This window comes from Nocardioides candidus (assembly GCF_041321175.1).
In the GTDB taxonomy this organism is placed as follows: Bacteria; Actinomycetota; Actinomycetes; order Propionibacteriales; family Nocardioidaceae; genus Nocardioides.
Window position 1 is genome coordinate 282,574 of sequence record NZ_JBGGWC010000001.1, and the last position, 23,164, is coordinate 305,737.

The following is a 23,164-nucleotide window of genomic DNA, read 5'->3' on the forward strand; positions in this document are numbered from 1 at the left end:
TAGCGGGCCCCGGGGAGTCCCGGGGCCCGCTGGGGGTCAGTGCGGCTGGTCAGCCACCGATGACCGAGTTGACGGCGTCGGTGAAGACGCTGCCGAGGTCGACGCCGCGGGCGGCGGCGATCACGGCGGCGGCGAGCAGCGCGGCGACGACGATCATGCCGACGTACTCCAGCGTGCCCTGCCCCTTCTCGTCGCGCTCGGCGACACGGGTCTGCAGGGCCAGCATCAGGGTGAGGAACTTCTCCATGGTGATCAGCTTCTTTCTTCTCCGAGAGCGGCCCGACCCCCGAGATGGTGGGCCGCAAGCCTGTGTGTGGTGGTGGTGCCTGTCGCCCCCCTGGCGACAACATGAAAGTTATCCGCGAACGGCTCCCCGGCCGGGGGCCCCGGGGCCCAACGTGGGGCCCAACCCCAGGCCCACCGGCAGGCCCACTCCGAGGCCCTCCCCCGGGCGGGTCAGGTGGGGTCGTTGGTGCCCATCCACAGTGCGATCGCCTCCGCCCGGTTGGTCACGACGAGCTTGCCGAAGATCGCGTTGACGTGGTTCTTCACCGTCTTCTCGGCCAGGAACAGCTCGCCGGCGATCTGGCCGTTGGACTTGCCCTGCACGATGAGCTCCATCAGCTCACCCTGCCGGTCGCTGAGGCCGAACCTCTCCTGCCGCTTCCGGCGCTCGGCCTCCGGGTCGCTGGCGCTCAGGCCCGTCGCGCGGATCGCCTCGAGCGCCTGGCGCGAGAAGGCGCCGGCACCGAGGGCGGCGCCCAGGATGGTGTGCACCAGCGAGTCGGCGTCGAACGAGCCGTGCACCAGGTAGCCGCTCGCTCCGGCCGCCAGCGCGGCCCGGATGTGCTCGGGCTCGTCGGTGAAGGTCATCATGATCACCGTCGTCAGACCGGCGATCGCCTGCGCGGTCTGCACGCCGTCACGGCGCGGCATCCGCACGTCGAGCAGCACGATCTCGGGGCGCAGGGTGTGCACCATCGACTCGGCCAGGATCCCGTCGCTGGCCTCGCCGACCACCTCGATGCGCTCGGAGGTCTCCAACAGGCTGCGCAGCCCCTTGCGGACCACCGGGTTGTCGTCCACGATCAGCACCCGCGTCGGCGCGTCCGAGCGCTCCGGCAGGGGGATCGTCAGGTCCTCAACCACGTGCTTCCTCCCTCAGTCCCATCAACGGCGCGACGAGCTTGACCCGCGTGCCCTTCCCCGGCCGGCTGGTCACCTCGGCCGCGCCGCCGATCAGCGCCAGTCGCTCGGAGTAGCCCCGCACGCCGAAGTGCCCGTCGAGCTCGCGCCCGGGCAGGATGTCCAACGAGAAGCCCCGCCCCTGGTCGACGACCTCGATGCACAGCTCCTCCTCCTCGCTGGACAGCGCGACGGTCACCTGGTCGGCGCCCGAGTGGGTCACCGCGTTGGCGATGGCCTCACGCGCTGCAGCGAGCAGCTCGTAGCGCACGCCCGGCGCCGAGACGGTCACCGGGTCGAGGTCGAGCTTCAGCCGGACGCCGGTGCCCTGCGTGCCGTCGCGCGCCAACGTCGCGAGCGACTCGTGGAAGGCCTGCTCGTTGTCGTCCTGACGCAGCGTCGACAACAGCGATCGCAGGCGTACGACGGCCTCGTCCGCCGACTCCGCGAGCTCCTTGGCCTCGGTGGCCGCGCGCGTGGGGTCGTGCTCGATCCAGTGGTCGAGGGAGCGCGCGGTCAGCACCATCCCCTGGAGAGTCTTCGCCGTGCTGTCGTGCAGCTCGCGGGCCAACCGGGCCCGCTCAGCGGCCGCCGCCGCGCCGGTGACCAGGTCGGCCATCGCCCGCTCGGACTGACGCTTGCGCTGCGCGAGGACCCGGAACACCTGACCGATCGCGACGACCGAGATGAACGTGATCGGGTAGCCGAAGTCGCTCATGAACATGCGCTCCTGGCTGTGGTCGGACAGCGACGCGGTCAGGTAGCCCGCGACCATCACGAAGGTCGACAGCACGGCGGGCACCAGCGGCAGCACCACGCCGAGGACCACGCAGCTGCTCAGGGCGCCGAGGACCAGGGGGTTGTCCGTGCCGAGGGCGACCATCAGGGCCGTCATCAGCAAGCCGTCGAGCACGACGAGGATCGGGTGCTTGTCGAGCACCTCCGGCGCGCTGGGGATCGAGATGCCCGCCATGCTCGTCAGGGTCAGGAAGATGATCGCCACCACGGCCTCGGGAGCGAGGGCCTGGTCGACGAAGCCGAGCATGCAGACGAGCAGCGTCAACATGCGCAGGAGGTAGGAGACCCGCACCAGTGCGTGGATCTCGGAGGTGACCACGAGCTCCGTCATCCCTTGAACCCCCCGAAGATGCTGCCGAAGTCGATCCCGGAACCCAGGATCAGCCCGACGAGCAGCACGATCAGGGTCCCGGGGACGAGCACCAGGCTGGTGACGAGCGTGACGCGCGGCGCGACCCGGGCGGCCTTGCGCCGCAGTCGCTGCGCGGCCTCGCGACGCTGGTCGAGCGCGATCTGGTTGAGCGCCTCGACGAGCGGCGCACCGAGCTCGTCGGACTGGAGGAACGCGGTGACGAACTCCGCCAGCGCCTCGCTGTCGCTGCGGTCGCGCAGCTGCTCGAAGGCGCCGCGGAGGGACGCACCGTGCTGGACCTGGCTCAGGGCGAGCTGCATCTCGGTCGCCAGCACGCCCTCGAACCGCTCGGAGACCCGCATGAGCGCAGCCCGGAAGCCGACGCCGGCGGTCACGGTGACCGCGAGGATGTCGAGGAAGTCGGGCAGGTCGCGGTCGAGGGCCTCCCGCCGCAGGCGGCGCTGCCGGTCCAGGCGGGCGAGGGGCAGGATCGGCGCCGCGATGATGCAGAAGATGAAGCCGACGAGGTTGCCGGTGGAGAGGAAGATCAGCGCGGCCGGCGAGAGCAGCAGCGCCCACACCAGGATGCCGCGGATCACGCCGTCGACGGTCAGGCCGTCGGGTCGCCCGGCCAGGTCCACCTGGGTCTGCAGCCAGGTCAGCACCCGCTGGGGGATCCGGCGGCGCACCGTCGGGGCGAGCCTCGTCGCGAGCCGCCCGAGCGGGCCCTCGCCCCGGGCCTCCCGGCGCTGCTCGCGGCGCAGGACCATGAGCTCCTCGAGCCCCAACCCCTCCGCGGGGTCGGCCCGCAGCAGCCGGTAGCCGTGCGCGGCCAGCAGCGCGGCGACGGCGAGCGCCAGGCCGGGGAGCATGATCGTGGGCGTCACAGCTCGAACCTCGTCATCCGGCGGATGAGGTAGAACCCGAGCGTGAAGAGCGACCCGGAGATCACCAGCGCGAGCTGGCCCACGACGTGGGAGGTCATCGCCTCCACGGAGCCCGGCTGGATCACGTTGAGCATGAAGAGCATGCCGAAGCCCATGACGATCACGAGGTATCCGGTCGCGACCGACTGGGCGAGCGTCGTCTTGATCTCGCGCCGCGTCTCCTTGCGGGCCTCCAGGGTGTCGGCGATGTCGCGCAGGGAGGTGACCAGCGAGCCGCCGCTGCGGGCGCTCACGACGAGGGTGGAGATGAGGACGGCGACCTCCCGCGAGGGCAGCCGCCGCTCCATGTCGTCGAGCGCCGACTCCAGGTCGGCGCCGAACTTGATGGCGTTGGAGACCTTCTGCAGCTCCGAGCGGGCGGGGTCGGCGAGCTCGTCGCCGGCGATGCCGATCGCCGTCGAGATCGACAGGCCGGCGTTGGTGGCGTTGGCGAGCACCCGCGCCAGCTCGGGCATCTGCACGATGAACGCCTCGAGCCGACGGTCCTTGGCCCGGCGGATGTAGGCGCGCAACGCGAAGCCGCCGCTCGCGAGCCCGATCAGGCCGAAGACCGGCGCCAGCGCCGTCCACAGCACGTAGGCGACCGTGACGCCGAAGGCCGCCGCCACGAGGAAGACCACGATGGGACGCTGGCGAATGCCGGCGAGCACCAGCTCGCGCTCGACCCAGCCGCCGAGCCGGGTGGACCGGAACGTCCGGTTGAGCCGGTCGAGGAACGGCTCCTCCTCGTCGGCGAAGCCGGCCGCGGCCGCGACGATCCGGCGCCGTTCGCCGGCCAGGCTGGCGAACTGGCTGATCCCGACCAGCGCGAGCATCACCGCGCCGATCGACCCGAGAGCGATCAGGACCATGCCACCCCTCCCCCGGCGTCCACGCCGCTGTGCTCGTCGGCGACGACGAACCCGTCCGGGAGCTCCTCGCCGCGTTCGACGAGCCGCGCCGCGAGCTGGTGGTGGAGGGGGTGCCGCACGAACGCGCGCAGCGGGTTGTCCCAGTGGACGATGCGGCTGAGGGCGAACTCCTCACGGCGCCGCGAGGACAGGTAGGCCACCTCGACGACGCGCCGGGTGCCGTCGGGACCGCGCACGAGCTGCACGATGAGGTCGATCGAGGAGTTCACCTGGTCGCGCAGGGCGTGGAAGGGGATCTCCACCTCCGACAGGGAGGCCAGCGTCTCCATCCGCGACAGCGCGTCGTCGGTGGTGTTGGCGTGCACCGTCGTCAGGGAGCCCTCGTGACCGGTGTTCATCGCCTGGAGCATGTCGAGCGCCTCGCCGCCGCGGACCTCGCCGACGACGATGCGGTCGGGCCGCATGCGCAGCGAGTTGCGCACCAGGTCGCGGATCGTGATCGCCCCGCGGCCCTCGACGTTGGCCGGGCGGGTCTCGAGCTGGACGACGTGCTCCTGCGCGAGCGAGAGCTCCGCCGCGTCCTCGATCGTGACGATGCGCTCGTGCTCCGGGATGTAGGCCGACAGCGCGTTGAGCATCGTCGTCTTGCCCGAGGCCGTGCCGCCGGACACGACGATGTTGAGACGCGCCCGGACCGCCGCGGCCAGCAGCTCGGCGGTCGCCTTGTCGACGGCGCCGCGGGCCATCAGCTCGTCCATGCCGTAGCGGCGCGGGAACAGCCGGATCGTCACCGTCGGCCCACGCAGCGCCAGCGGCGGGAGCACGACGTTGACGCGGGCACCGCGCGGGAGCCGGGCGTCGGGTGGGAGCCGGGCGTCGACCATCGGGCTGGACTCGTCGACGCGCCGGTTGACCGTCGACACGATGCGGTCGATGGTCTGCAGCAGCTGCTCGTTGCTGGTGAAACCCGACGGGATCCGCTCCAGCACGCCGAACTTCTCGACGTAGACGGTGTCGTGGCCGTTGATCATGATCTCGCTGACCGACGGGTCGGCCAGGATCGGCTCGAGCACGCCGAGACCGACCGCCTCGTCGACCACGCGCCGCACGAGGCTGGTGCGCTCGCGGGTGCTGAGGATGATGCCCTCGCGCGAGACCAGGTGGTTGAGGACCCGCTCCAGACGCGTGCGGCGGGTGGCCTCGTCGAGCCGCCCGAGCTCGTGGAGGTCGACCTCCTCCAGCAGGAGGCGCTTGAGGCGTCGTACGAGGGCCTCGTCGGAGCTCTCGCCGGCCGACGGCCCCGCCGTGCCGGGGCCGACCCCCGCGAACCCGAGGTAGCCGTCGGTCACGGGGTGCTCCGGATGGTCGCACTGCGGGTGACGTCGTCGAGCGGCAGGATGCCGAAGATCATCGGGATGCCGGTCCGCACCGTCACCCGGCCCGCCGCCGCGTCCGCGTCGACGTCGACCAGGTCGATGCCCCCGGGGAGCGCCCCGCGCGCCGCCTCCTCCGGGTCCTGCCCCAGGCTCTGGGCCCGCGCCGCCTGCCGGGCGGCCTCCTGCGTCTGGGCGACGGTCCACGCCGCGGCGCCGAGCTGCAGCGTGAGCAGGGCGATGAGCACCAGGAGCGGCACCAGGATCACGACCTCGATCGAGACCGTGCCGCGCTCGCTGCGCCGGCGGCTCACGGCTCCTCCACGACGTGGGAGGACTGGCTGATCTCGCCGAGCCCGCCGCACCCGGTGCACAGCACGGGCACCTGGGTCACGACCCGCACGGAGTCGCCGTCGACGGCGACCCTGACCGCATCGCGCATCCCGGAGGGGAGCGCGTCGCGCGCCGCCTCGTTGGCCTTGCCGAGGTCGCCGCTGACGGCGTACTCGCGGGCCGCGGCGTTGGCGGCGTTGCCGGCCCACGACAGGCTGAGGGCGGTGAGGCCCAGCTGCCAGACGAGCAGGCAGACGAAGATGACCAGCGGGACGAGCGCGACGGTCTCCACCGCGACCTGGCCGGCCTCGCTGCGCACCTTGGCGCGGGTGCCGCGGCGTCGCTTGGGCTTGTCCTTCGAGGAGGTCGGCGACGGGCCGGTGCGCGTCGGGGCGCCGTGGACGCCGATCTCACCGCCGATGCGCTCGAGGCCCTTCCACCACGACGCCTCGTTGACCTCGTCGGGGTTGCGGGCGTTGATGCCGCGCTCGAGGCGGCGGAACATCGCGGGGAGCGGCGTGCCGACCAGCCGCGCCGAGGTGAGCCGCCCGAGAGCGTCCATGTTGAGCACGTCGTCGCGGGAGACGCGGTTGACCAGGACGTGCAGCTCCTGCTCCGCCCGCACGCCGAGGCTCTCCCACGCCTCGACGGTGCGGCGGTAGGAGCGCATGGCGAGCACGTCGGGGGTGACGACGACGACGACCTCGTCGGCGACCTCCACCGCCGCGGCCTGTGCGGGCGTCGCGTGCGACCCGCCGTCGACGAGGATCACGTCGAACTCCTGGCGCAGCAGGCTGAGGATCGCGCGCACCGCGCTGGCGGTGACGTGCTCGGTCTCGGCGACCTGCACCGGCGTGAGCAGCAGGGAGATGCCGGACTCGTGCTCGACCAGCGCGTCGAGGATGGTGGAGGCCGACAGGTCCTGGGACACCTTGGCGACGTCGGCGATCGACACCCGGCGCCGCGCGTCGAGGATCGCCGAGACGTCGCCGGCCTGGAGGTCGAGGTCGACCAGGCAGACCTTGATCCCGGCCACCTTGCGCTGGAGGTCGATCGCCATGTGGGTCGCCACCGTGGTGGCACCGACGCCGCCCTTCGCTCCTGCGACGACGGTCAGCCGGCCGTGACGGCCCAGCTCGCGCGCGGAGTCGGCGACCGCACCGGTCAGCAGGCCCGACATCCGCTCGGACCAGCCCCGCGCCGCCTCGAACTTCGACAGCAGGTCGTCGAAGGCGAGCGGGTAGGAGAGGACGCCCTTGGCACCGGCCTCCATCGCACCGATCGCCCCGCCGAGATCACCCTTGGTGTTGACGACCAGGACGCTCGTCGCCGGCGATCGGAAGGTGACCTCGCGTACGACGTCGGCGGTGGCCTGCGGGCCGAGCCGGTCGTGCAGCAGCACCACGTCGGGGCGCACCCGGGCGACGTAGGCCGACAGCTCGGTCGTGGACTCGAGGTAGGAGATGATCTCCGCGCCCTCGATCTCGGTCGCCATCCCGCGCAGCTCGCTGATGATCGCCTGGTCGGCCGCGCCGACCACCACCTTGGTCACTGGGCCTCCTCGGGGATCGCCTTGCCGCCGAGGTCGCCGGCGTCGTACTCGTCGACCTCCTGGGACCGGTTGGTGCCGACGTCGCCGGGCAGCGCCACGAGCCGGACCTCCTCGGCGAACGCCCCTGCGTAGGTCACGGCGAGGGAGTCCTTGGGCTTGAGGGCCAGCGTCACCGGGACGATGTCCTGGGTCTCGCCCGCCGTGTCGGCCGTGTCGTCGGGCACGGTCTGACGACCGCCGATGGACACGATGCGGACGTTGCGCACGAGCACCCGCACCTGCTTCGGCAGACCCGGGACCTCGGAGAAGACCGCGACGATGTCGACCCGGTCACCGGGCCGGACGCGGCCCGCGACGCCGGTCACGCTGTCGACGTTGATCGCGATCTCGCGCTCGGTCGGGTCGAGGTCGGTCGACGGGATCAGCATGTCGGAGGTGACGATCGTGCCGGTGGCGAGCTGGAACCCGACCCGGCGGCCCTCGAGCTCGCGCAGGCTGGTGATCGCGGTCGGCGCGGCCCAGCGTCGCGGCACCTCGATCGCCTCGACGTTGGAGGCGCCGAGCGGGCTGTAGGGGTCGACCGGCTGGGTGACCTGGTAGACGGTGATCTTCGGTCCGACCTGGCTCTCCACCTGCGAGACGTAGCTGCTCACCGCGACGAAGACGGCGACGGCGAGGGCCGCCGCGGCGAGCAGGAAGAGGACGCCTCGACGCTGGCGGGGGTTCAACGGACGGCTCCTTGGGGCTCGAGCGCGACGCGTCGGCTGACGGTGGGCGCCACGCGGCAGAACGGGCAGTGGGCGCCGATGACCGGCTCCGAGCACGCGGGGCACAGCCCGCTGGGTGCCGGCAGCCCGATCGGCATGACGGGGTTGATCACGAACTCGACGGCCTTGGCCGTGCCCCAGGCGGGCTTCACGTCGGCGACGGGCTCACGGCGCACCGGACGGGTGGTGAGCCCCATCGAGAACAACGCCGCGATCGCGTGCTCGGGCAGCTCGCCGAAGGCGTGGCACTCGAAGCCCTGGTCGAGGTGTCCGCCGTGCGGCCGCTGGAGACGGCGCGAGGGGTCGACCTGGGACATCGGCAGCTTGCCCACCCACCCGGGCGATCCGTGGACGCCCAGGAACCCGGCGCCGCGGGTGAACCACGAGGAGACGTGCTGGCCCAGGCTCGGCGAGGGGGTGTCGAGGCGCGCGACCGAGGCGAGCCAGGCGCCCCACGTGATGGTGGTCAACGCGGCACCGATCGAGGCGTGCACGGCGGTCGCCTTGGTCAGCACCGACGGCACCCGCTCGACAGCGCGCACCAGCGCGGCGGGCGAGGCGGGGACCGGCTCGACGCGGACCGCGAGGTCGGGACGGACCGCACCGATCGTCGCCGCGGCGATCCGGGCGCGATCGACCTCGCTGGTCGGGGTGAGCAGGAGGACGTGGCGGATGTCGGGCTGGTGGACACCGGGGTGCTCCGCGAGCACGGTCGGATCACCGAGGGGGAGCACCTGCCAGGCGCCCCACTGCGCGACTCCACCGATGGTGGCCCGAGGTCGGAGACCCAGCACCGAGACGAACAAGGTCATGCAGCCACCCCTACCCGAGTTGAGGCCAAGTCAACCAAGGAGGGTCCCCGAGCGCCCGACCGCACGCCCCCGAGCGCGCGCCGGTATCGTAGACGATGGCCGTGGATCAGCCAACGGGCAGGTGGCACCGGGCACGGTCCTCAAGGGCCACTCAGGGGTGAGGATGTCGCTCGCGCGCCGCGCACGGGAGCTGTTCGGTGGTTCGGGGTCGAACCGGCGGCAGCGCCTCCAGGACTCCACGGCGATCCGCCGTCGCCGGAGCATCGCCGGCGTCGTGCTGCTCGTGGCCGGCGGCGCCACCATCGGGTACGGCGTCACGACCGCCCGCACGGATCCGCCGGTGCCGATCGAGATCGACTCCGACGGCACGACCGCGGTCCCGGGCACCCACTTCTACCAGCAGCCGTGGGTGCTCTACGCGAAGGTCGCCGACCCGCGCCGGGTGCCGGCGCTGACCGAGGTCGGCTGCCACACCGAGGGCGACCTCGCCGTGCCCCCGCAGCCCGACGACCTCACGACGTACGGCTCGCGGGTCGTCGACGACCAGTCCATCGCGGCCGTCGCGGTGCTCGGCAGGTCCGGCGACGAGGCGGCAATCACCTGCTCCGGCGCGGGGGCCTACGCGCCGATCTGGCTGCGGCCCGCTTCCGACGCGCCCCCCTTCACGCCCATCGCGATCGCGCTCCTCGGCGTGCTCGTGTTCATCGCAGGCGCGCTGGTGCACCCGTCGATCGTCGAGCTGCCCGGTCGGCTGCGCCGCGGCCGCCGCTCCGACTAGGGATCAGGTCGCGGCGCCGCCGGTGCCGCGGCGACGCCAGAGCAGGAAGGCCGCGACGAGGGCGGCGATCCCGCCGACGCCCGCCACCGCGGCGACCGCGACGGTCGTCCCCGACCCGCCGGAGTCGTCGGAGTCGTCGGAGCCGGACGGCCCGCCCGAGCCGTCGTCGGGCGACGCGCTCGCGCTCGGGTCGTCGGTCTCGTCGGTGGTGTCGCCCCCGGCGACACCGTCCTCGACGCTCCAGGTCGCGCCGTCGGCGTACGTCGGTCCGGCGACGGGCTCGCCCACGATCTCGACGCTGATCGTGAAGGGGACCTCGAGGTCGTAGTCGGCGGCCTGCATGCTGACGCCGAGGTAGTACTCGCCGGCCATGGAGGTGTCCTCCACGCCGTTGACGCTGCCGACGTAGGGCGAGACGTCGAGAGCGCCGCGGCTGACCGTCGAGGTGCCCGTCAGGAGCGTGCGCTGCTGGGTGACGACCGAGCCGATCGGCACCTGGCCGAGCTTCGGGTAGGCCACGGCGGCCTGCATCGGGTTGAAGAGGCCGAGGCGGGCGTCGGGCGGCGAGGTGCCGACGACGTCCTTCATCGCGGCCGTGCCGTCGGGGAAGTCGACACTGATCCGCGCCGACTGGCCGAAGTCGAGCCGGAACCCGTAGAGCAGCGACTCGCCCGGGACCAGCGTGCTCGACCACTTGCCGGTGCCGATCTCGTCGGCGTTGGCGAAGGACGCGCCGCCGGAGACGTCGCTCGCCGGGCCCGACACGTGGGGCGGGACGAGTCCGGGGTCCTTCGTCGGAGCGGGGCCGGGGTCGTCGACCGGCGGCTCCTCGCTCACCCGGAGCCCGAAGGGCACCTGGGTCTGGTCCCCGGTCATCCGGCTCACCGTGATCCGGTAGGCGCCCGGCGCGCCGCAGCCGTCGATGTCGGGGGTCGCGACCGCCTCGGCGGCGAGGATGTCGCGGGTGTCGAACTGGCGCGTCACCTGGCCGGCGTTGCACGTCTCGCCGTCGGGGCCGGCGATCTCGACCTTGATCCCGTCGTCGCCCTTCTCGCCCTGGGTCAGCGCCGCGACGCGGAGGGTCGAGCCGTCGGTGGTGCGGTCGAAGACGAAGCTGCGCGACTCCTCCGGGCTCCCCGTCGGGCCGAGCTCGTCGGTCCAGTCGCCCACGGTGATCGAGGTGGGCGTCGCCTCCGGTCCACCTTGGATCGGCGTGCCGGTCAGGGTGAAGGGCCGCAGCGCGCGCTCGGCGACCCGGGTCACGTGGCCCTCGATGTCGTCGGCGCTGTCGGCGTCGTAGTAGGAGCCGTGGCCGGCGTCGGCGATGCACTTGAGCTGGCCGCGGGCCTTGCCGGACACCGAGAGGCCCACCACGTCGATCTGCAGGTCGATGCCCTTGCCGGCGAGCTTGCGCGCGACGTCGCAGGGATCGGGCGAGCAGGTCGACTCACCGTCGGAGACCAGCACGATCGAGCGCGAGCCCTCGTCGCCGAGGTCGGCGGCCGCCTGCTCGAGCGCGTAAGGGATGGGCGTCTCGCCGTAGGGCTTGTAGTCGGCGACGGCGCCGCGGAGCTCGTCGCGGTTGTCGGTGCCGGGCGGCACCGCCAGCTGGCTGTCGGTGCACGCGCCGGCGTCACCGCGGGAGAAGACCGTCGCCCCGAAGACCCGAAGGCCCACCTGGGCGTCGTCGGGCAGCTGGTCGATGACCGTGCCGAGGGCCTGCTTCGCGGCCTGGATCTTGGTCTGTCCCCCGCCGGCCGGCTCGGCCATCGAGCCCGAGGAGTCGAGCAGCAGCATCAGCCGGCTGTAGTCGGGAGCGGCCTGCTGCGGGGCGGCGTGCTGCGGCAGGGGCGCCGCGGTGGCCGGCGCCGCGCCGCCGGCGGCGAAGCCTGCGGCGAGCAGCAGCGCGGCCGTGCCCGAGATCGTGCGGTGCATCCGTTGCATGTCGTCCTCCTCCGAGAAAGGGCGGTCGGCCCAGGCTAGAGGTTCGCAATTGCAAACGTCAACCTTGCGGGTGCGAACTTCCTCGGCGTAGCGTTCGCTCCCGTGAACGAAGCCGAGCCGGAGAAGGTGGCCGAGCAACGTCGGTTGTACGGCGAGCCCGTCGGCGACCTCGTCCGCCGGGTCACCACCGGCCTCGGGCTGACCCAGGCCCGCGTCGCAGGCGTCCTCGGGCTCAGCCCGGCGATGCTCTCGCAGCTGATGAGCGGGCACCGGGTGAAGATCGGCAACCCCCAGGCGCTCTCCCGGCTGCAGTCCCTCCTCGCGCTCACCGAGGAGGCTCCGTCGATGACCCGGGAGGCGATCACCAGGCGGCTGTCCGAGATCCGCGACACCCGGAGCTCGCTCACCACCAGCCAGCAGGCGACCACCCCGCCGGCCGACGCGGCCGACGTCGTACGACGGCTGCTGCACGCCGTGGCCTCCGGCCGTGAGCTCGACGCCGCCGCCCGCGCGCTCGCGGACGTGGCGCCCGGCCTGGCCGACCTGGTGCGGATCTACGGCACCGGGTCCCGCGACGACGCGGCCCGGCACCTGGCGGGCGTGGCCCACCTCCTGTGAGGTGGCGGTGCCGAGGGGCCCGAAAAAGCTGAATGCCGCCGCAGGCGTCTCGGGTCACCTGCGGCGGCACGACAGAATTTAGTAGCCGGCGCGCCCCGTGTCGACGGTTTCCGCGATGCGCTTAGGGAATTAAGCGCCCGGCCGGCCCGGCTACCAGATCCGCACGCGGTCGCCGGGGTCGAGCCAGAGGCCGTCGCCCTCGGTCGTCTCGAACACCTCGTGGAACTCGTCGAGGTTGCGCACGATGTTGGCGCGGAACTCCGGCGGGCTGTGGGGGTCGATCGTGAGGTACTGCCGCTCCTGCTCGGAGCGGCGCTTGGTGCGCCACACGTAGGCCCAGTTCATGAACAGCTTGCGCCGGTCCTCGGCCGAGGCCTCGCCGCCCGCCGCCTCCTCGGCGATGACGAACGCCCGGTGGCCGATCGTCAGGCCGCCCAGGTCGCCGATGTTCTCGCCGACGGTCAGGGCGCCGTTGACCTTCTCGTCGGGCAGGTTGCGGGGCGAGAAGCCGTCGTACTGCTCGATGAGCGTCTTCGACTTCACCTCGAACGCGGCCTTGTCGTCGGGGGTCCACCAGTCGTTGAGGTTGCCGGCGCCGTCGTACTGCGCGCCCTGGTCGTCGAACCCGTGGCCGATCTCGTGCCCGATCACGGCCCCGATGCCGCCGTAGTTCTCCGCGGCGAGCGCGTCGGGGCTGAAGAACGGCTTCTGCAGGATGCCGGCGGGGAAGCAGATCTCGTTGGTGCCGGGGTTGTAGTAGGCGTTGACGGTCTGCGGCAGCATGAACCACTCGTCGCGGTCGACCGGCGAGCCGATCTTCGTCAGGTGCCGGTCGGTCTCGAACGCCGAGGACGCCTGGGCGTTGCCGATCAGGTCGGTCGCACTAACCGAGAGCCCCGAGTAGTCGCGGAAACGGTCGGGGTAGGCGATCTTCGGGCGGAAGGTCGCGAGCTTCTCGTAGGCCCGCTCCTTGGTCGACTCCGTCATCCAGTCGAGCTGGCTGATCGACTGGCGGTAGGCGGCGAGCAGGTTGGCGACCAGGTCGTCCATCAGGGCCTTCGACTCCGGCGGGAAGTGCCGGGCGACGTACTCCTTGCCGACGGCCTCTCCGACGGCGCCCTCGACGAAGGACACCGCGCGCTTCCAGCGGGCGCGCAGCTCCGGCGTGCCGGACAGCGTGCGGCCGTAGAAGTCGAAGTTGGTCTCGACGAACTCGTCGGGGAGGTACGGCGCCGCGGACCGCAGCACGCGGCTGTACATCCAGTCGCGCCAGGTCTCCATCGGGGTGTCGGTGAGGACCGTCGAGAGGTGCTCGAGGTACGACGGCTGGCGCACGCAGACCTCGGCGATCGTCGCGTGCTCACCGGTGAGGTGCCCACCGAGGTTCGTGACGTAGGCGTCCCAGTCGAACGCCGGGCACAGCGCCTTCAGCTCCTCGGCGGTGTGCAGGTTGTAGGTCTTCTGCACGTCGCGCGTCTCCGCCCGCTCCCAGTGGCCCTTGGCCAGCTCGGTGTCGAGCGCCAGGATCCGCTGGGCCGCACCCTCGGGGTCGGGGTGCTCGCCGAGGGTGAGCAGCCGGCCGAGGTAGGCGACGTAGGCGTCGCGGATCTCGGCGAACTTGTCGTCGCGGTAGTAGCTCTCGTCGGGGAGGCCGAGGCCGCCCTGCAGGATGTGGAAGAGGTAGCGCTCGGAGTTACGGTCGTCGGTGTCGACGTAGGAGCCGAACACGCCGTAGCCGCCGATCCGCTCGAACTCGCCGAGGTAGGCGGCCAGGTCACGGACGTCGCGCAGGCCGGAGGCCGCGTCGAGCTGCGCCCGGATCGGACCGATGCCGAGCGTCGCGATGCGCTCGGTGTCCATGAACGAGTTGTAGAGGTCGGCGATCTTGCGCGACTCCTCGTCGCCGCTGTCGCTCGCCGCGACGTCGGTGATGATGTCGCGCACCTGCTGCTCGCAGACGTCGGCCAGCTGCACGAAGGGGCCCCAGCTGGAGCGGTCGGACGGGATCTCCGTCTCCACCAGCCAGCGACCGTTCACGTGGCCGAAGAGGTCGTCCTGCGGCCGGATGTCGGTGTCCATGCCCTCGCGGGCGTCGTCGAGGATGCTCACCCCGCCGAGCGTAGACGACCCCCGGTGCGACCAGGTGCGGGCGCCGCCCCCGGAGGTTTGGCCCGGACCGGCGCCGGAAGGATCATCGACATGCCGGTCACGACTCCTGCCGCCGACCCGCTCGCTCGACAGCTCCTCGGCGCGCTGCTCACCTCCCTCCTCCTGCTGCTGCCCCTCCGGGCTGCGATCGCCACGACGACGTACGCCGGGCTCTGGCTCTGCGTGTTCCTCGGGGTCGCGGTCACGGTCGGCTTCGGCCTGCTCCTCCGGTGGGCCGGGGTGCCCGCCGGCCTGCCGCTCTCGGTGGCCACCGCGGGCTGCTTCGCGCTGGGCTCCCTCGTGGCCCTCGAGGTCGTCGCGCTCCTGGGCGACCCGGGCGACGACACCGCGGTCGCGCTGGTCGCGGGCCTCACCGCCGCCGCGGTGGTCACGCCGCTCGCGGCACTCGGCATCAACAGCGCGGGCACCGCCACCACGGGCGCCGCGGCAGTGCTGTGCTCCGGCGGCATGGTCCTCGCGATCGCCATCGGCCCGACGGTCTGGCAGCAGGTCGACGACGCCCGCGACGACGCCGAGGCGATCGCGGCCTTCGAGGACGCGGGCCTGGTGCCGCTGCTCCCGGACCTCGGCGACCTCGAGGGCGAGTACGAGGGGCGCAGTCTCGCCGACGGCCGGCCGACCGGCTACAACCTGCTGTTCCACCCCGACGGGAACGCCTCGTTCGACGCCGCGCACCTCGAGGTGTGGGTCTCGGTCGAGCCGACGCAGCCGTGCATCGAGGTGCCCGGGTCGGTCACCTGCCGCGAGGCTGACGGCTACGTCGTGACCGAGCGCGACGGCGAGCCGGAGCAGGTGACGGCTACGGCCGGCTCGATCACGTTGACGGCCACCTACCGCGACGGGGAGGGCGACCTGCCGGACCCCGACGACGTCGGCGCGGCACTGCTCGCGAGCGACGACGTGGAGTGGGACGACGTGCTCGGCCTGGGTGGCTGAGGCCGAGCGCCGGCTTCATCCTGACGAACGAGTGACAGCCTCCGCACGTGGATCCACACTGAGGAGATGCGTACGACCCTCGCAGCCCTCGTCGTCAGCGCGGCGGCCCTCCTGGCGGTGCCGCTGCCGTCCGCCCACAGCGTGCCGGCGGGTGGTGCGGACCACGCCTCGACCCACCGCACCTCGGCCGCGCGGGTGGTCACGGTGCGCCAGCGGGTCATCGACATCACCAACAACAAGCGCCGAGCCCACGGTTGCCGCAACCTCAACGGCAACGCCGCGCTCGGGCGTGCGGCCCAGCGCCACTCCGTGCGGATGGCCGACTACTTCGGGTCCCACGCGTGGGACTCCGCTCTCGCGCACCGCCTCCCAGGCGAGGCGTACTTCACCGATCGCTTCGTGGCGGCCGGCTATCGCAACTGGACCCGGGCGGCCGAGAACGTCGCCTACGGCTACACGACGCCGTCCCAAGTGGTGAACGGATGGATGCACAGCACGATCCATCGCCGGAACATCCTCGACTGTCGCTTCAAGGACATCGGGGTCGGCTTCGCGCGCGCGGCGGACGGGACGCCGTACTGGACCCAGGACTTCGGCCGCCGCTAGCCCCGACGGGCCTCAGCCGGCGACGAACCCGTCGTCGCCGAGCACCGGCACGACGTCGTCGACGTCGAGGTGCGCGGCCACGGTGACGTCGGCGGCGTAGCCGATCGCGGCGAGCTCGCGTCCGCTCGCGAGGTCCACCAGCTCCGTGGAGTACGACGACGACGCATGCCGCGCCTCCGGGCTGACGTCCCTGCCGGCGAGGTCGAGCGCGGCCAGGACCGCGCCGGCGCCCCACAGGTCCTCGAGCGCGGGCCGCAGCGATCCGTCGGGCCACCGCTCGCCCGCCGGCACGAACGCGACGACCGCGCCCTCGTCGATGCGCGGCTGCAGCCACCGCGCGACCGCACCGCGGTTGCGGAGCGACGCCCCCACGACCACGACCCCCTCGAGCGCCGCGCAGATCGTCGACCCGTTGGGCGACGGCAGCACCAGCCGCTCGACGGGCGCCGCGCCGAGCAGCTGAGCCGGCGAGAGGCTCGGCGGCGGGTCGACGAGGCCGCGCGCCACGAGCCGCCCGACGGCCAGCACCGCGTGCTTCTCGGCAGCGAAGTCCGCGGCCCGCGCGTCCTTCCAGGGGAACGGGTGGACCCGCGTCCCCTGCGCCACCGCGATCGAGAGGGTCGTCGTGAAGGACAGCACGTCCACCACTACCGCGACGTCGGCGCCGGTCGCGACCGCGGCGCCGCCGGTCGGGCCCCAGTCGAGCCGGACCTGGAAGCCCGCCTGCCCGTGCGCAGGATCGATCACTGGGGCAGCACCCGCCGCAGGAACTCGCGCGTGCGGGGCTCCTTCGGCGCGACGAGCACCTCGTCGGGCGGGCCCGACTCGATGATCCGGCCGCCGTCGAGGAAGCACACCCGCGTCGCGATCTCGCGGGCGAAGCCCATCTCGTGGGTCGCGAGCACCATCGTCGTGCCGCCCGCCGCGAGGTCGCGCACGATGTCGAGCACCTCGCCGACCAGCTCGGGGTCGAGCGCGGCGGTGATCTCGTCGAGCAGGAGCAGCCGGGGCGAGGTGCACAGCGCGCGCACCAGCGCCGCGCGCTGCTGCTGGCCGCCCGAGAGCCGGTCGGGGTGCTTGTCGACGTGGTCGCCGAGCCCGAACCGCACGAGGAGCTCGCGGGCCCGTGCCTCCGCCTCCGCCTTCGCGACGCCGTGCACGCGGCGCGGCGCGAGCGTGCAGTTGGCGAGCACCGTCAGGTGCGGGAAGAGGTTGTAGGCCTGGAAGACCATGCCGATCGAGCGGCGCACCTCCCGCGGGTCGACCATCGGGTCGGAGACCTCGCGCCCGTCGAGCTCGATCACGCCGTCGTCGATGTCCTCCAGCAGCTCCAGGCAGCGCAGCAGCGTCGACTTGCCGGAGCCCGACGCCCCGATCAGGCACACGACGTCACCGGCCCCGATCGACAGCGAGACGTCGTCGAGGACGACGCGGTCGCCGTACGCCTTGCGCAGGCCGCGCACCTCCATCACCGGAGCCGAGGTGGCGCTCACAGGGCACCTGCCCGTTCGCGCCGGGCGAGCCGGACGGCGAGCCAGTCGCACAGACGGGCCAACGGGATCGTCATCGCGACGAAGAAGACCGCCGCGACGACGAGCGGCGCGTAGTTGTAGTTGTAGTTCGCGTAGTCGCGAGCGGTGAAGAGCACGTCGAAGATCGAGAGCGACGCCACGAGCGCGGTGTCCTTCTGGAGCGAGACGAAGTCGTTGAGGAGCGGCGGCACCACCCGGCGCACGGCCTGGGGCACGACGACGTGGCGCATCGTCTGGACCCGCGACAGCGCGAGCGCCTCGGCGCTCAGCACCTGCGAGGGGTGCACCGACTCGATGCCGGCACGGAACACCTCCGCGACGTAGGCCGAGTAGGAGATGACCAACGCGGCCGTCGCCCACACGAACGGGTCCTTGGGCAGCCCGGCGAGCTTGAGGGCCGGCACGCCGAGGCCGAAGAGGAAGACGAGCAGCAGGGTCGGGACGCCGCGGACGACGTCGGTGTAGACGACGGCGAGGCCGCGCAGCGGCACGAGGTACGGCGACCGAGCCTGCCGCACGAGCGCGATCGCCAGGCCCAGCACGAGGATCAGCGGCTCGGCGACCAGGAACATCTTGACGTTGATCCAGAAGCCCTTGACCAGGTCGGGCAGCGCGTCGCGCGCGTCGTCCCAGGAGAAGAACAGCGCGTGCACGCGCGGCCACCCCGGCGACAGGAGCACGACGGCCGCCAGTCCGCCGATCACGACGACGGTCGCGACCGTGGCCACCAGCACGCGGCGGCGCGCGAGCAGTGCGCGGGTCCGGCGCCGCTGGAGCTCCCGAGGGCTCGGCGACCAGCCGCGGTCCTCGCGGACCGTCACTTCAGCACGGGCACGTCGACCGTGTCGGACAGCCACTGCTGCTCGAGGTCGTCGAGCGTGCCGTCGCTCTTGAGGGTCTCGAGGGCGCGGTTGACGCACGGCAGCAGCTTGTTGCCCTGCTCGAAGAGCATCCCGAACTCCTCGGTCTGACCGCCCTCGACCTGGAACTGGCCCACGAGCTGGCCGTCGGGGATCTCGACCGCAGTGATGTAGAAGGCGGTCGGGAGGTCGGCGACGATCGCGTCGAGCTGGCCGTTCTCCAGCTCCTGCTTGGCGATGTTGGTGTCCTCGAGGACGGCGGGGTCGTCGTCGGGCTGGATGACGTCGCGGATCGCGGTGAGCGAGGTGGTGCCGGTCTGGGCGCCGAGCTTGAGTCCCTTGAGGTCGTCGAGGCTGGTCGCGTCGGCGGCCGGGCTGCCCTTGAGCGCGATCACGGCCTGCGAGGCGGCGTAGTAGCCCTCGGAGAAGTCCACGACCTCGTCGCGCTTCGGGGTGATCGAGATCTGGTTGATGTCGAAGTCGAAGTCGGTGCCGGCCGGCTTGAAGAGCCCGTTGAAGCCGACCTTGATCCACTTCACCTGGTCCTTCGAGAACCCGAGCTCGTCGGCCACCGCGTAGGCGACGGCCGACTCGAACCCCTTGCCGTTGCTGGGGTCGTTGCCGGAGAACCACGGCTCGTAGGCGGGCGAGTCGGTGCCGACCGTCAGCACTCCCGACTGCTTGAGGGGAAGGTCGGCGGTCGCGCAGTCGGCGGCGTCGGCGACCTCGCCGGTGCGGTCCTTGGCCTCCTCCTCGGGAGCGCAGGCGGCGACGGCGAGGGCGAGCGCGGCGGCGGTGAGGGCGGCGGCGGTGCGGGGATGGCGGTGCGGGCGCATGGCGCGATCGTAGGGCGCTCGGGCGGCCCGTGGCAGCGGTGCCGGCAGTTCGTCCGATCGGCGCTGCGCACCGCCGCGGCCGGGCGCGCCGAGCCGGCCGTCGCGAGCTGGTCGGGGTGACGTGCGACACGAGGTCTTGCAACTCGTTGCATAGGCAGGACACACTCCTCGCATGGCCCTCGAGCACGCGCTCCTCGTCGCCCTGCGCGAGCAACCGGCGTCCGGGCTCGAGCTGGCCAAGCGGTTCGGCCGGTCGATCGGGTTCTTCTGGAGCGCGACCCACCAGCAGATCTACCGCGTGCTCGGCCGGATGGAGACCGACGGCTGGGTGCGTGTGGAGACCGTTGCCCAGCAGGGCCGACCCGACAAGAAGGTCTACGACGTCACTCCCCTGGGCGCGGTCGCCCTCGCGGACTGGCTCGCGGAGCCGACGCCCGACACGCCGCTGCGCAGCGACCTCGCCGTGAAGCTCCGCGGGGCCTCGTTCGGCGACCGCGCGGCGGTGCTCGACGTCGTACGCGGCCGGGTCGTCGACCACCACGCCCGGCTGGACCACTACCGACAGCTGATGAAGCGCGACTATCCCGACGGCACGAGCGGCCTGGCCGGCCTCGAGCTCGACCAGTACCTCGTGCTGCGCGGCGGGATCCTCATGGAGGAGACCTGGATCGCGTGGCTCACCGAATACCTGGAGGCACACGCATGACCACCACGACGACGCCGTACCCGCACCTGCTCGAGCCGATCTCGCTCGGCTCGCTCACCCTGCGCAACCGCGTGGTCATGGGCTCGATGCACACCGGTCTCGACGACCACCGCTGGGACCTGCCGAAGCTGGCGGCGTTCTACGCCGAGCGCGCCCGCGGCGGTGTGGGCCTCATCATCACCGGCGGCTTCTCGCCCAACGTGCGTGGCTGGCTCAAGCCGTTCGGCTCGCAGATGTCCACCCGGATGCAGGCCGCCCGGCACCTCCAGGTCACCGACGCGGTGCACGCCGAGGGGGGCGCGATCGCGCTGCAGGTGCTGCACGCCGGCCGCTACGGCTACTCCCCGCTCAACGTCTCCGCGTCGAGCCGGAAGTCGCCCATCACCCCGTTCCGCCCGACCCGGCTCTCCACCAAGGACGTCGACCGCACCGTCGACGACTTCGCCCGCTCCGTCGTGCTCGCGCAGAAGGCCGGCTACGACGCCGTCGAGGTGATGGGCTCGGAGGGCTACCTGATCAACCAGTTCCTGGCGGCGCGCACCAACGACCGCACCGACGCCTGGGGCGGTACGGCGGAGAAGCGGATGCGCTTCCCGGTCGAGATCGTGCGCCGGGCCCGTCAGCTCGTCGGCGGCGACTTCCCGATCGTCTACCGGCTCTCGCTGATCGACCTCGTCGAGGACGGTCAGACCTGGGAGGAGACCGTCGAGCTCGCCCACCGGCTGGAGGACGTCGGCGTCACCGTGCTCAACACGGGCATCGGGTGGCACGAGGCGCGGGTGCCCACGATCATCACCCAGGTCCCGCGCGGCGCGTGGATCGACCTGACCGCCCGGCTCAAGGCCGAGGTGTCCGTGCCGGTGTGCGCCTCCAACCGGATCAACACCCCCGAGATCGCCGAGGGCATCCTGGCCGAGGGCAAGGCCGACCTGGTCTCGATGGCCCGCCCGCTGCTCGCCGACCCGGAGTTCGTCACCAAGGCCGCCGAGGCGCGCGCCGACGAGATCAACACCTGCATCGCCTGCAACCAGGCCTGCCTCGACCACGTGTTCAAGAACCAGAAGGCCTCCTGCCTGGTCAACCCGCGCGCCGGCCGCGAGACGACGCTCGTGCTCGCCCCGACCCGGGTGAAGCGCTCCGTCGCGGTCGTGGGTGCCGGACCTGCCGGGCTGTCGGCCGCCGTCTCCGCCGCCGAGCGCGGCCTCGCGGTGACGCTCTTCGAGAAGTCCCCGGACCTCGGCGGCCAGTTCCGGCTCGCCATGGAGGTCCCCGGCAAGGAGGACTTCCGCGACACGCTCCGCTACTACCGGCGCCGCCTCGAGGTGCTGGGGGTCGACGTGCGGCTCGGCACCGAGGCCACGGCGGCCGACCTGGCGTCGTACGACGACGTGGTGCTCGCCTCCGGCGTGAGGCCCCGCATCCCCGCCATCCCCGGCGTCGACCACGAGCGCGTGCTGCGCTACGACCAGGTGCTCTCCGGCGAGGTCGTGCCCGGCCGCCAGGTGGCCGTCATCGGCGCGGGCGGCATCGGGGTCGACGTCGCGGTCTGGCTGACCCACGACCCGGGCGAGACGCCGGAGGAGTGGATGGCGCACTGGGGGGTCGGCGACCCGAGCCTGCACCGCGGCGGTCTCGCCGAGCCCAAGCCGCGGGCCCCGCAGCGCGAGGTCACCCTCATCCAGCGCAAGACCACGCCCATCGGGGTCGGGCTCGGCAAGACCTCGGGCTGGGCGCACCGCGCCGTGCTCAAGCAGTCCGAGGTGCGCCAGATCAGCGGGGCGTCGTACGACCGCATCGAGCCCACCGCCTCCGGCGACCGGTTGCGGCTGCACCTCACCGTCGACGGGCTGGCCGAGGTGGTCGAGGTCGACCACGTCGTGCTGTGCGCCGGCCAGGAGTCGGTGCGCGACCTCGCCGGCCCCGGCCGCACGATCATCGGCGGCGCCGACGTCGCCGCCGAGCTCGACGCCAAGCGCGCGATCCGTCAGGGCACCGAGGTCGCGGCCGCTCTGTAGCCCTGTCGCCCTTCGGGCGCTCGCCTAGGGTGGATCGCGTGATCGTGGACCGCACCGACGAGGAGCTCCGCTACGCCCTGCCCTGCAAGTGGGGACTGGTCGACGAGGACGTGCTGCCCGCCTGGGTCGCCGAGAGCGACTACGCGTGGGCGCCGCCGATCGCGGCCGCGCTCGCCGACGCGGTCGCGCGGGGGCTCACGGGCTACCCGCCGTTCGACGAGGGCGGCGAGCTGGGCGAGGCGTACGCCGGCTTCGCCGCGCGGCAGTACGGCCACCGCCTCGAGCCGGCCCACGTGATCCCGACGTCGGACGTGACCGCCGGTGTGCGGCTCGCGCTCGACGTGCTGTCGGAGCCGGGGCCGGTCGTGATGCCGATCCCCGGCTACCCGCCCCAGCTGTCGATCGCGTCGATCACCGGCCGGGAGCGCGTCGACCTGGTCGTCGACCCCGACGCCGAGCGCGCCGAGATCGACCTCGACCGGCTCGACCGGCTCTTCGCCGACGGCGCCCGCACCCTGCTCCTCACCCAGCCGCACAACCCGTGGGGCCGGGTGTTCACGACCGCAGAGCTCGAGGGCATCCGTGACGTCGTGCTCCGCCACGGCGCACGCGTCGTCTCCGACGAGATCCATGCGCCGCTGGTGCTCGAGGGCGCGCCGCCGCACGTGCCCTACCTGTCGCTCGACGGCACCGCCGACCACGCCGTCGCGGTGGTCGCGGCGTCGAAGGCGTTCAACGTGCAGGGCCTGAAGTGCGCGCAGCTCGTCGCCACCGACCCCGCTGCCAACCGGGCGCTGCGCGACGTGCCGATGGCGCGCAACGACTCGTGGTCACCGCTCGGCGTCGTCGCCGGCGTCGCCGCCTACACCGAGTGCGACGAGTGGCTCGGCGCCCTGCGCGTGCGCCTGTCCGAGCAGCGCGACCTGCTCGTCGGCCTGCTCGCCGAGCACCTCCCCGACGCGCGGATGCGGCCGCTCGAGGCGACCTACCTCGCCTGGCTCGACCTGCGCGCCTACGGCCACGACGACCCGGCCGAGGTGGTGCTCGAGCGGGGCCGGGTGCGGCTCTCGGCCGGTCACGACTACCAGGAGGGCCTGCCCGGCCACGCGCGCCTCAACATCGCGACCAGTCCCGACCGCCTCACCGAGATCGTGCGGCGGATGGCGAAGGTCCTGGTCGCGTGACGGTCGCCCG

The 23,164-nt window shown here is 72.5% G+C and carries 23 protein-coding genes; 7 read left to right on the forward strand and 16 right to left on the reverse strand.

Annotated features, from left to right (window positions below; genetic code table 11):
- Positions 1 to 49 precede the first annotated feature (49 nt).
- From ACAX67_RS01385 to ACAX67_RS01430, 10 genes are all read right to left on the reverse strand, one after another.
- A complete protein-coding gene (locus tag ACAX67_RS01385) occupies positions 50 to 247 on the reverse strand; it encodes a hypothetical protein (protein WP_370702024.1) in 198 nt (65 codons plus the stop codon).
- A 209-nt stretch (positions 248 to 456) separates the two neighbouring features.
- Positions 457 to 1,149, reverse strand: coding sequence for a response regulator (locus ACAX67_RS01390; protein ID WP_370702025.1), 693 nt, complete (start codon positions 1,147 to 1,149; stop codon positions 457 to 459).
- On the reverse strand, positions 1,142 to 2,314 hold the full coding sequence (locus tag ACAX67_RS01395; RefSeq protein ID WP_370702026.1) for a sensor histidine kinase: 1,173 nt from the start codon (positions 2,312 to 2,314) through the stop codon (positions 1,142 to 1,144). The genes ACAX67_RS01390 and ACAX67_RS01395 overlap by 8 nt, the downstream gene beginning before the upstream one ends.
- Positions 2,311 to 3,222 (reverse strand): type II secretion system F family protein, encoded by a 912-nt coding sequence (locus tag ACAX67_RS01400; protein ID WP_370702027.1) that lies wholly within the window; start codon positions 3,220 to 3,222, stop codon positions 2,311 to 2,313. Before ACAX67_RS01400 ends, ACAX67_RS01395 begins: the two co-directional genes overlap by 4 nt.
- Positions 3,219 to 4,133 carry a type II secretion system F family protein gene (locus ACAX67_RS01405; protein ID WP_370702028.1) on the reverse strand — a complete coding sequence of 305 codons (915 nt, stop codon included), beginning with the start codon at positions 4,131 to 4,133 and terminating at the stop codon, positions 3,219 to 3,221. Before ACAX67_RS01405 ends, ACAX67_RS01400 begins: the two co-directional genes overlap by 4 nt.
- On the reverse strand, positions 4,124 to 5,482 hold the full coding sequence (locus ACAX67_RS01410) for a TadA family conjugal transfer-associated ATPase (RefSeq protein ID WP_370702029.1): 1,359 nt from the start codon (positions 5,480 to 5,482) through the stop codon (positions 4,124 to 4,126). The genes ACAX67_RS01405 and ACAX67_RS01410 overlap by 10 nt, the downstream gene beginning before the upstream one ends.
- Positions 5,479 to 5,820 (reverse strand): TadE/TadG family type IV pilus assembly protein, encoded by a 342-nt coding sequence (locus ACAX67_RS01415; protein WP_370702030.1) that lies wholly within the window; start codon positions 5,818 to 5,820, stop codon positions 5,479 to 5,481. The genes ACAX67_RS01410 and ACAX67_RS01415 overlap by 4 nt, the downstream gene beginning before the upstream one ends.
- Positions 5,817 to 7,391 (reverse strand): CpaE/TadZ family protein, encoded by a 1,575-nt coding sequence (locus tag ACAX67_RS01420; protein WP_370702031.1) that lies wholly within the window; start codon positions 7,389 to 7,391, stop codon positions 5,817 to 5,819. Before ACAX67_RS01420 ends, ACAX67_RS01415 begins: the two co-directional genes overlap by 4 nt.
- Positions 7,388 to 8,119, reverse strand: coding sequence for a Flp pilus assembly protein CpaB (cpaB, locus tag ACAX67_RS01425; RefSeq protein WP_370702032.1), 732 nt, complete (start codon positions 8,117 to 8,119; stop codon positions 7,388 to 7,390). Before cpaB ends, ACAX67_RS01420 begins: the two co-directional genes overlap by 4 nt.
- Entirely contained in the window at positions 8,116 to 8,970 is an 855-nt protein-coding gene (locus ACAX67_RS01430) for a hypothetical protein (RefSeq protein ID WP_370702033.1), read from the reverse strand. The genes cpaB and ACAX67_RS01430 overlap by 4 nt, the downstream gene beginning before the upstream one ends.
- 163 nt (positions 8,971 to 9,133) lie before the next feature.
- On the opposite strand from ACAX67_RS01430, the gene ACAX67_RS01435 reads away from it, so the two are divergent.
- Entirely contained in the window at positions 9,134 to 9,748 is a 615-nt protein-coding gene (locus tag ACAX67_RS01435; RefSeq protein WP_370702034.1) for a hypothetical protein, read from the forward strand.
- Positions 9,749 to 9,751: 3 nt separating this feature from the next.
- On the opposite strand, the gene ACAX67_RS01440 is transcribed toward ACAX67_RS01435, so the two are convergent.
- Complete coding sequence (locus ACAX67_RS01440; protein WP_370702035.1) at positions 9,752 to 11,692, reverse strand: vWA domain-containing protein; 1,941 nt, start codon at positions 11,690 to 11,692, stop codon at positions 9,752 to 9,754.
- 102 nt (positions 11,693 to 11,794) lie between these two features.
- Here ACAX67_RS01440 and ACAX67_RS01445 point away from each other — a divergent pair, with 102 nt between their 5' ends.
- The gene (locus ACAX67_RS01445; protein WP_370702036.1) at positions 11,795 to 12,310 is read left to right on the forward strand and encodes a DNA-binding protein; all 516 of its coding nucleotides are present in this window, start codon (positions 11,795 to 11,797) and stop codon (positions 12,308 to 12,310) included.
- 150 nt (positions 12,311 to 12,460) lie between these two features.
- Here the strand turns inward: ACAX67_RS01445 and ACAX67_RS01450 are convergent, their stop codons facing one another.
- Positions 12,461 to 14,419 carry a M13 family metallopeptidase gene (locus ACAX67_RS01450; RefSeq protein ID WP_370702037.1) on the reverse strand — a complete coding sequence of 653 codons (1,959 nt, stop codon included), beginning with the start codon at positions 14,417 to 14,419 and terminating at the stop codon, positions 12,461 to 12,463.
- Between the two features lie 90 nt (positions 14,420 to 14,509).
- Here ACAX67_RS01450 and ACAX67_RS01455 point away from each other — a divergent pair, with 90 nt between their 5' ends.
- Both ACAX67_RS01455 and ACAX67_RS01460 read left to right on the forward strand, forming a co-directional pair.
- On the forward strand, positions 14,510 to 15,415 hold the full coding sequence (locus ACAX67_RS01455) for a hypothetical protein (RefSeq protein WP_370702038.1): 906 nt from the start codon (positions 14,510 to 14,512) through the stop codon (positions 15,413 to 15,415).
- Positions 15,416 to 15,481: 66 nt separating this feature from the next.
- Positions 15,482 to 16,021: a CAP domain-containing protein gene (locus ACAX67_RS01460; protein ID WP_370702039.1), complete on the forward strand. Its 540-nt coding sequence runs from the start codon at positions 15,482 to 15,484 to the stop codon at positions 16,019 to 16,021.
- A 12-nt stretch (positions 16,022 to 16,033) separates the two neighbouring features.
- Here ACAX67_RS01460 and ACAX67_RS01465 read toward each other — a convergent pair whose 3' ends face one another.
- From ACAX67_RS01465 to ACAX67_RS01480, 4 genes are read right to left on the reverse strand one after another with little or no spacing between them, the layout of a single operon-like run.
- The gene (locus tag ACAX67_RS01465; RefSeq protein ID WP_370702040.1) at positions 16,034 to 16,768 is read right to left on the reverse strand and encodes a 2-phosphosulfolactate phosphatase; all 735 of its coding nucleotides are present in this window, start codon (positions 16,766 to 16,768) and stop codon (positions 16,034 to 16,036) included.
- On the reverse strand, positions 16,765 to 17,490 hold the full coding sequence (locus ACAX67_RS01470) for an amino acid ABC transporter ATP-binding protein (protein WP_370703625.1): 726 nt from the start codon (positions 17,488 to 17,490) through the stop codon (positions 16,765 to 16,767). Before ACAX67_RS01470 ends, ACAX67_RS01465 begins: the two co-directional genes overlap by 4 nt.
- 20 nt (positions 17,491 to 17,510) lie before the next feature.
- Positions 17,511 to 18,374, reverse strand: coding sequence for an amino acid ABC transporter permease (locus ACAX67_RS01475; protein ID WP_370702041.1), 864 nt, complete (start codon positions 18,372 to 18,374; stop codon positions 17,511 to 17,513).
- Positions 18,371 to 19,249, reverse strand: coding sequence for an ABC transporter substrate-binding protein (locus ACAX67_RS01480; RefSeq protein ID WP_370702042.1), 879 nt, complete (start codon positions 19,247 to 19,249; stop codon positions 18,371 to 18,373). Before ACAX67_RS01480 ends, ACAX67_RS01475 begins: the two co-directional genes overlap by 4 nt.
- A 172-nt stretch (positions 19,250 to 19,421) precedes the next feature.
- On the opposite strand from ACAX67_RS01480, the gene ACAX67_RS01485 reads away from it, so the two are divergent.
- From ACAX67_RS01485 to ACAX67_RS01495, 3 genes are read left to right on the forward strand one after another with little or no spacing between them, the layout of a single operon-like run.
- On the forward strand, positions 19,422 to 19,955 hold the full coding sequence (locus tag ACAX67_RS01485) for a PadR family transcriptional regulator (RefSeq protein ID WP_370702043.1): 534 nt from the start codon (positions 19,422 to 19,424) through the stop codon (positions 19,953 to 19,955).
- Positions 19,952 to 21,970, forward strand: coding sequence for an FAD-dependent oxidoreductase (locus tag ACAX67_RS01490; protein ID WP_370702044.1), 2,019 nt, complete (start codon positions 19,952 to 19,954; stop codon positions 21,968 to 21,970). Before ACAX67_RS01485 ends, ACAX67_RS01490 begins: the two co-directional genes overlap by 4 nt.
- A gap of 38 nt (positions 21,971 to 22,008) precedes the next feature.
- Positions 22,009 to 23,154: a MalY/PatB family protein gene (locus ACAX67_RS01495; protein ID WP_370702045.1), complete on the forward strand. Its 1,146-nt coding sequence runs from the start codon at positions 22,009 to 22,011 to the stop codon at positions 23,152 to 23,154.
- Positions 23,155 to 23,164 lie beyond the last annotated feature (10 nt).

Coding starts and splice junctions, on each gene's coding strand:
- ACAX67_RS01385 (WP_370702024.1), bottom strand. CDS start 247: ATGGAGAAGTTCCTCACCCTGATGCTGGCCCTGCAGACCCGTGTCGCC.
- ACAX67_RS01395 (WP_370702026.1), bottom strand. CDS start 2,314: ATGACGGAGCTCGTGGTCACCTCCGAGATCCACGCACTGGTGCGGGTC.
- ACAX67_RS01405 (WP_370702028.1), bottom strand. CDS start 4,133: ATGGTCCTGATCGCTCTCGGGTCGATCGGCGCGGTGATGCTCGCGCTG.
- ACAX67_RS01430 (WP_370702033.1), bottom strand. CDS start 8,970: ATGACCTTGTTCGTCTCGGTGCTGGGTCTCCGACCTCGGGCCACCATC.
- ACAX67_RS01435 (WP_370702034.1), top strand. CDS start 9,134: ATGTCGCTCGCGCGCCGCGCACGGGAGCTGTTCGGTGGTTCGGGGTCG.
- ACAX67_RS01440 (WP_370702035.1), bottom strand. CDS start 11,692: ATGCAACGGATGCACCGCACGATCTCGGGCACGGCCGCGCTGCTGCTC.
- ACAX67_RS01455 (WP_370702038.1), top strand. CDS start 14,510: ATGCCGGTCACGACTCCTGCCGCCGACCCGCTCGCTCGACAGCTCCTC.
- ACAX67_RS01460 (WP_370702039.1), top strand. CDS start 15,482: ATGCGTACGACCCTCGCAGCCCTCGTCGTCAGCGCGGCGGCCCTCCTG.
- ACAX67_RS01470 (WP_370703625.1), bottom strand. CDS start 17,490: ATGGAGGTGCGCGGCCTGCGCAAGGCGTACGGCGACCGCGTCGTCCTC.
- ACAX67_RS01480 (WP_370702042.1), bottom strand. CDS start 19,249: ATGCGCCCGCACCGCCATCCCCGCACCGCCGCCGCCCTCACCGCCGCC.
- ACAX67_RS01485 (WP_370702043.1), top strand. CDS start 19,422: ATGGCCCTCGAGCACGCGCTCCTCGTCGCCCTGCGCGAGCAACCGGCG.
- ACAX67_RS01490 (WP_370702044.1), top strand. CDS start 19,952: ATGACCACCACGACGACGCCGTACCCGCACCTGCTCGAGCCGATCTCG.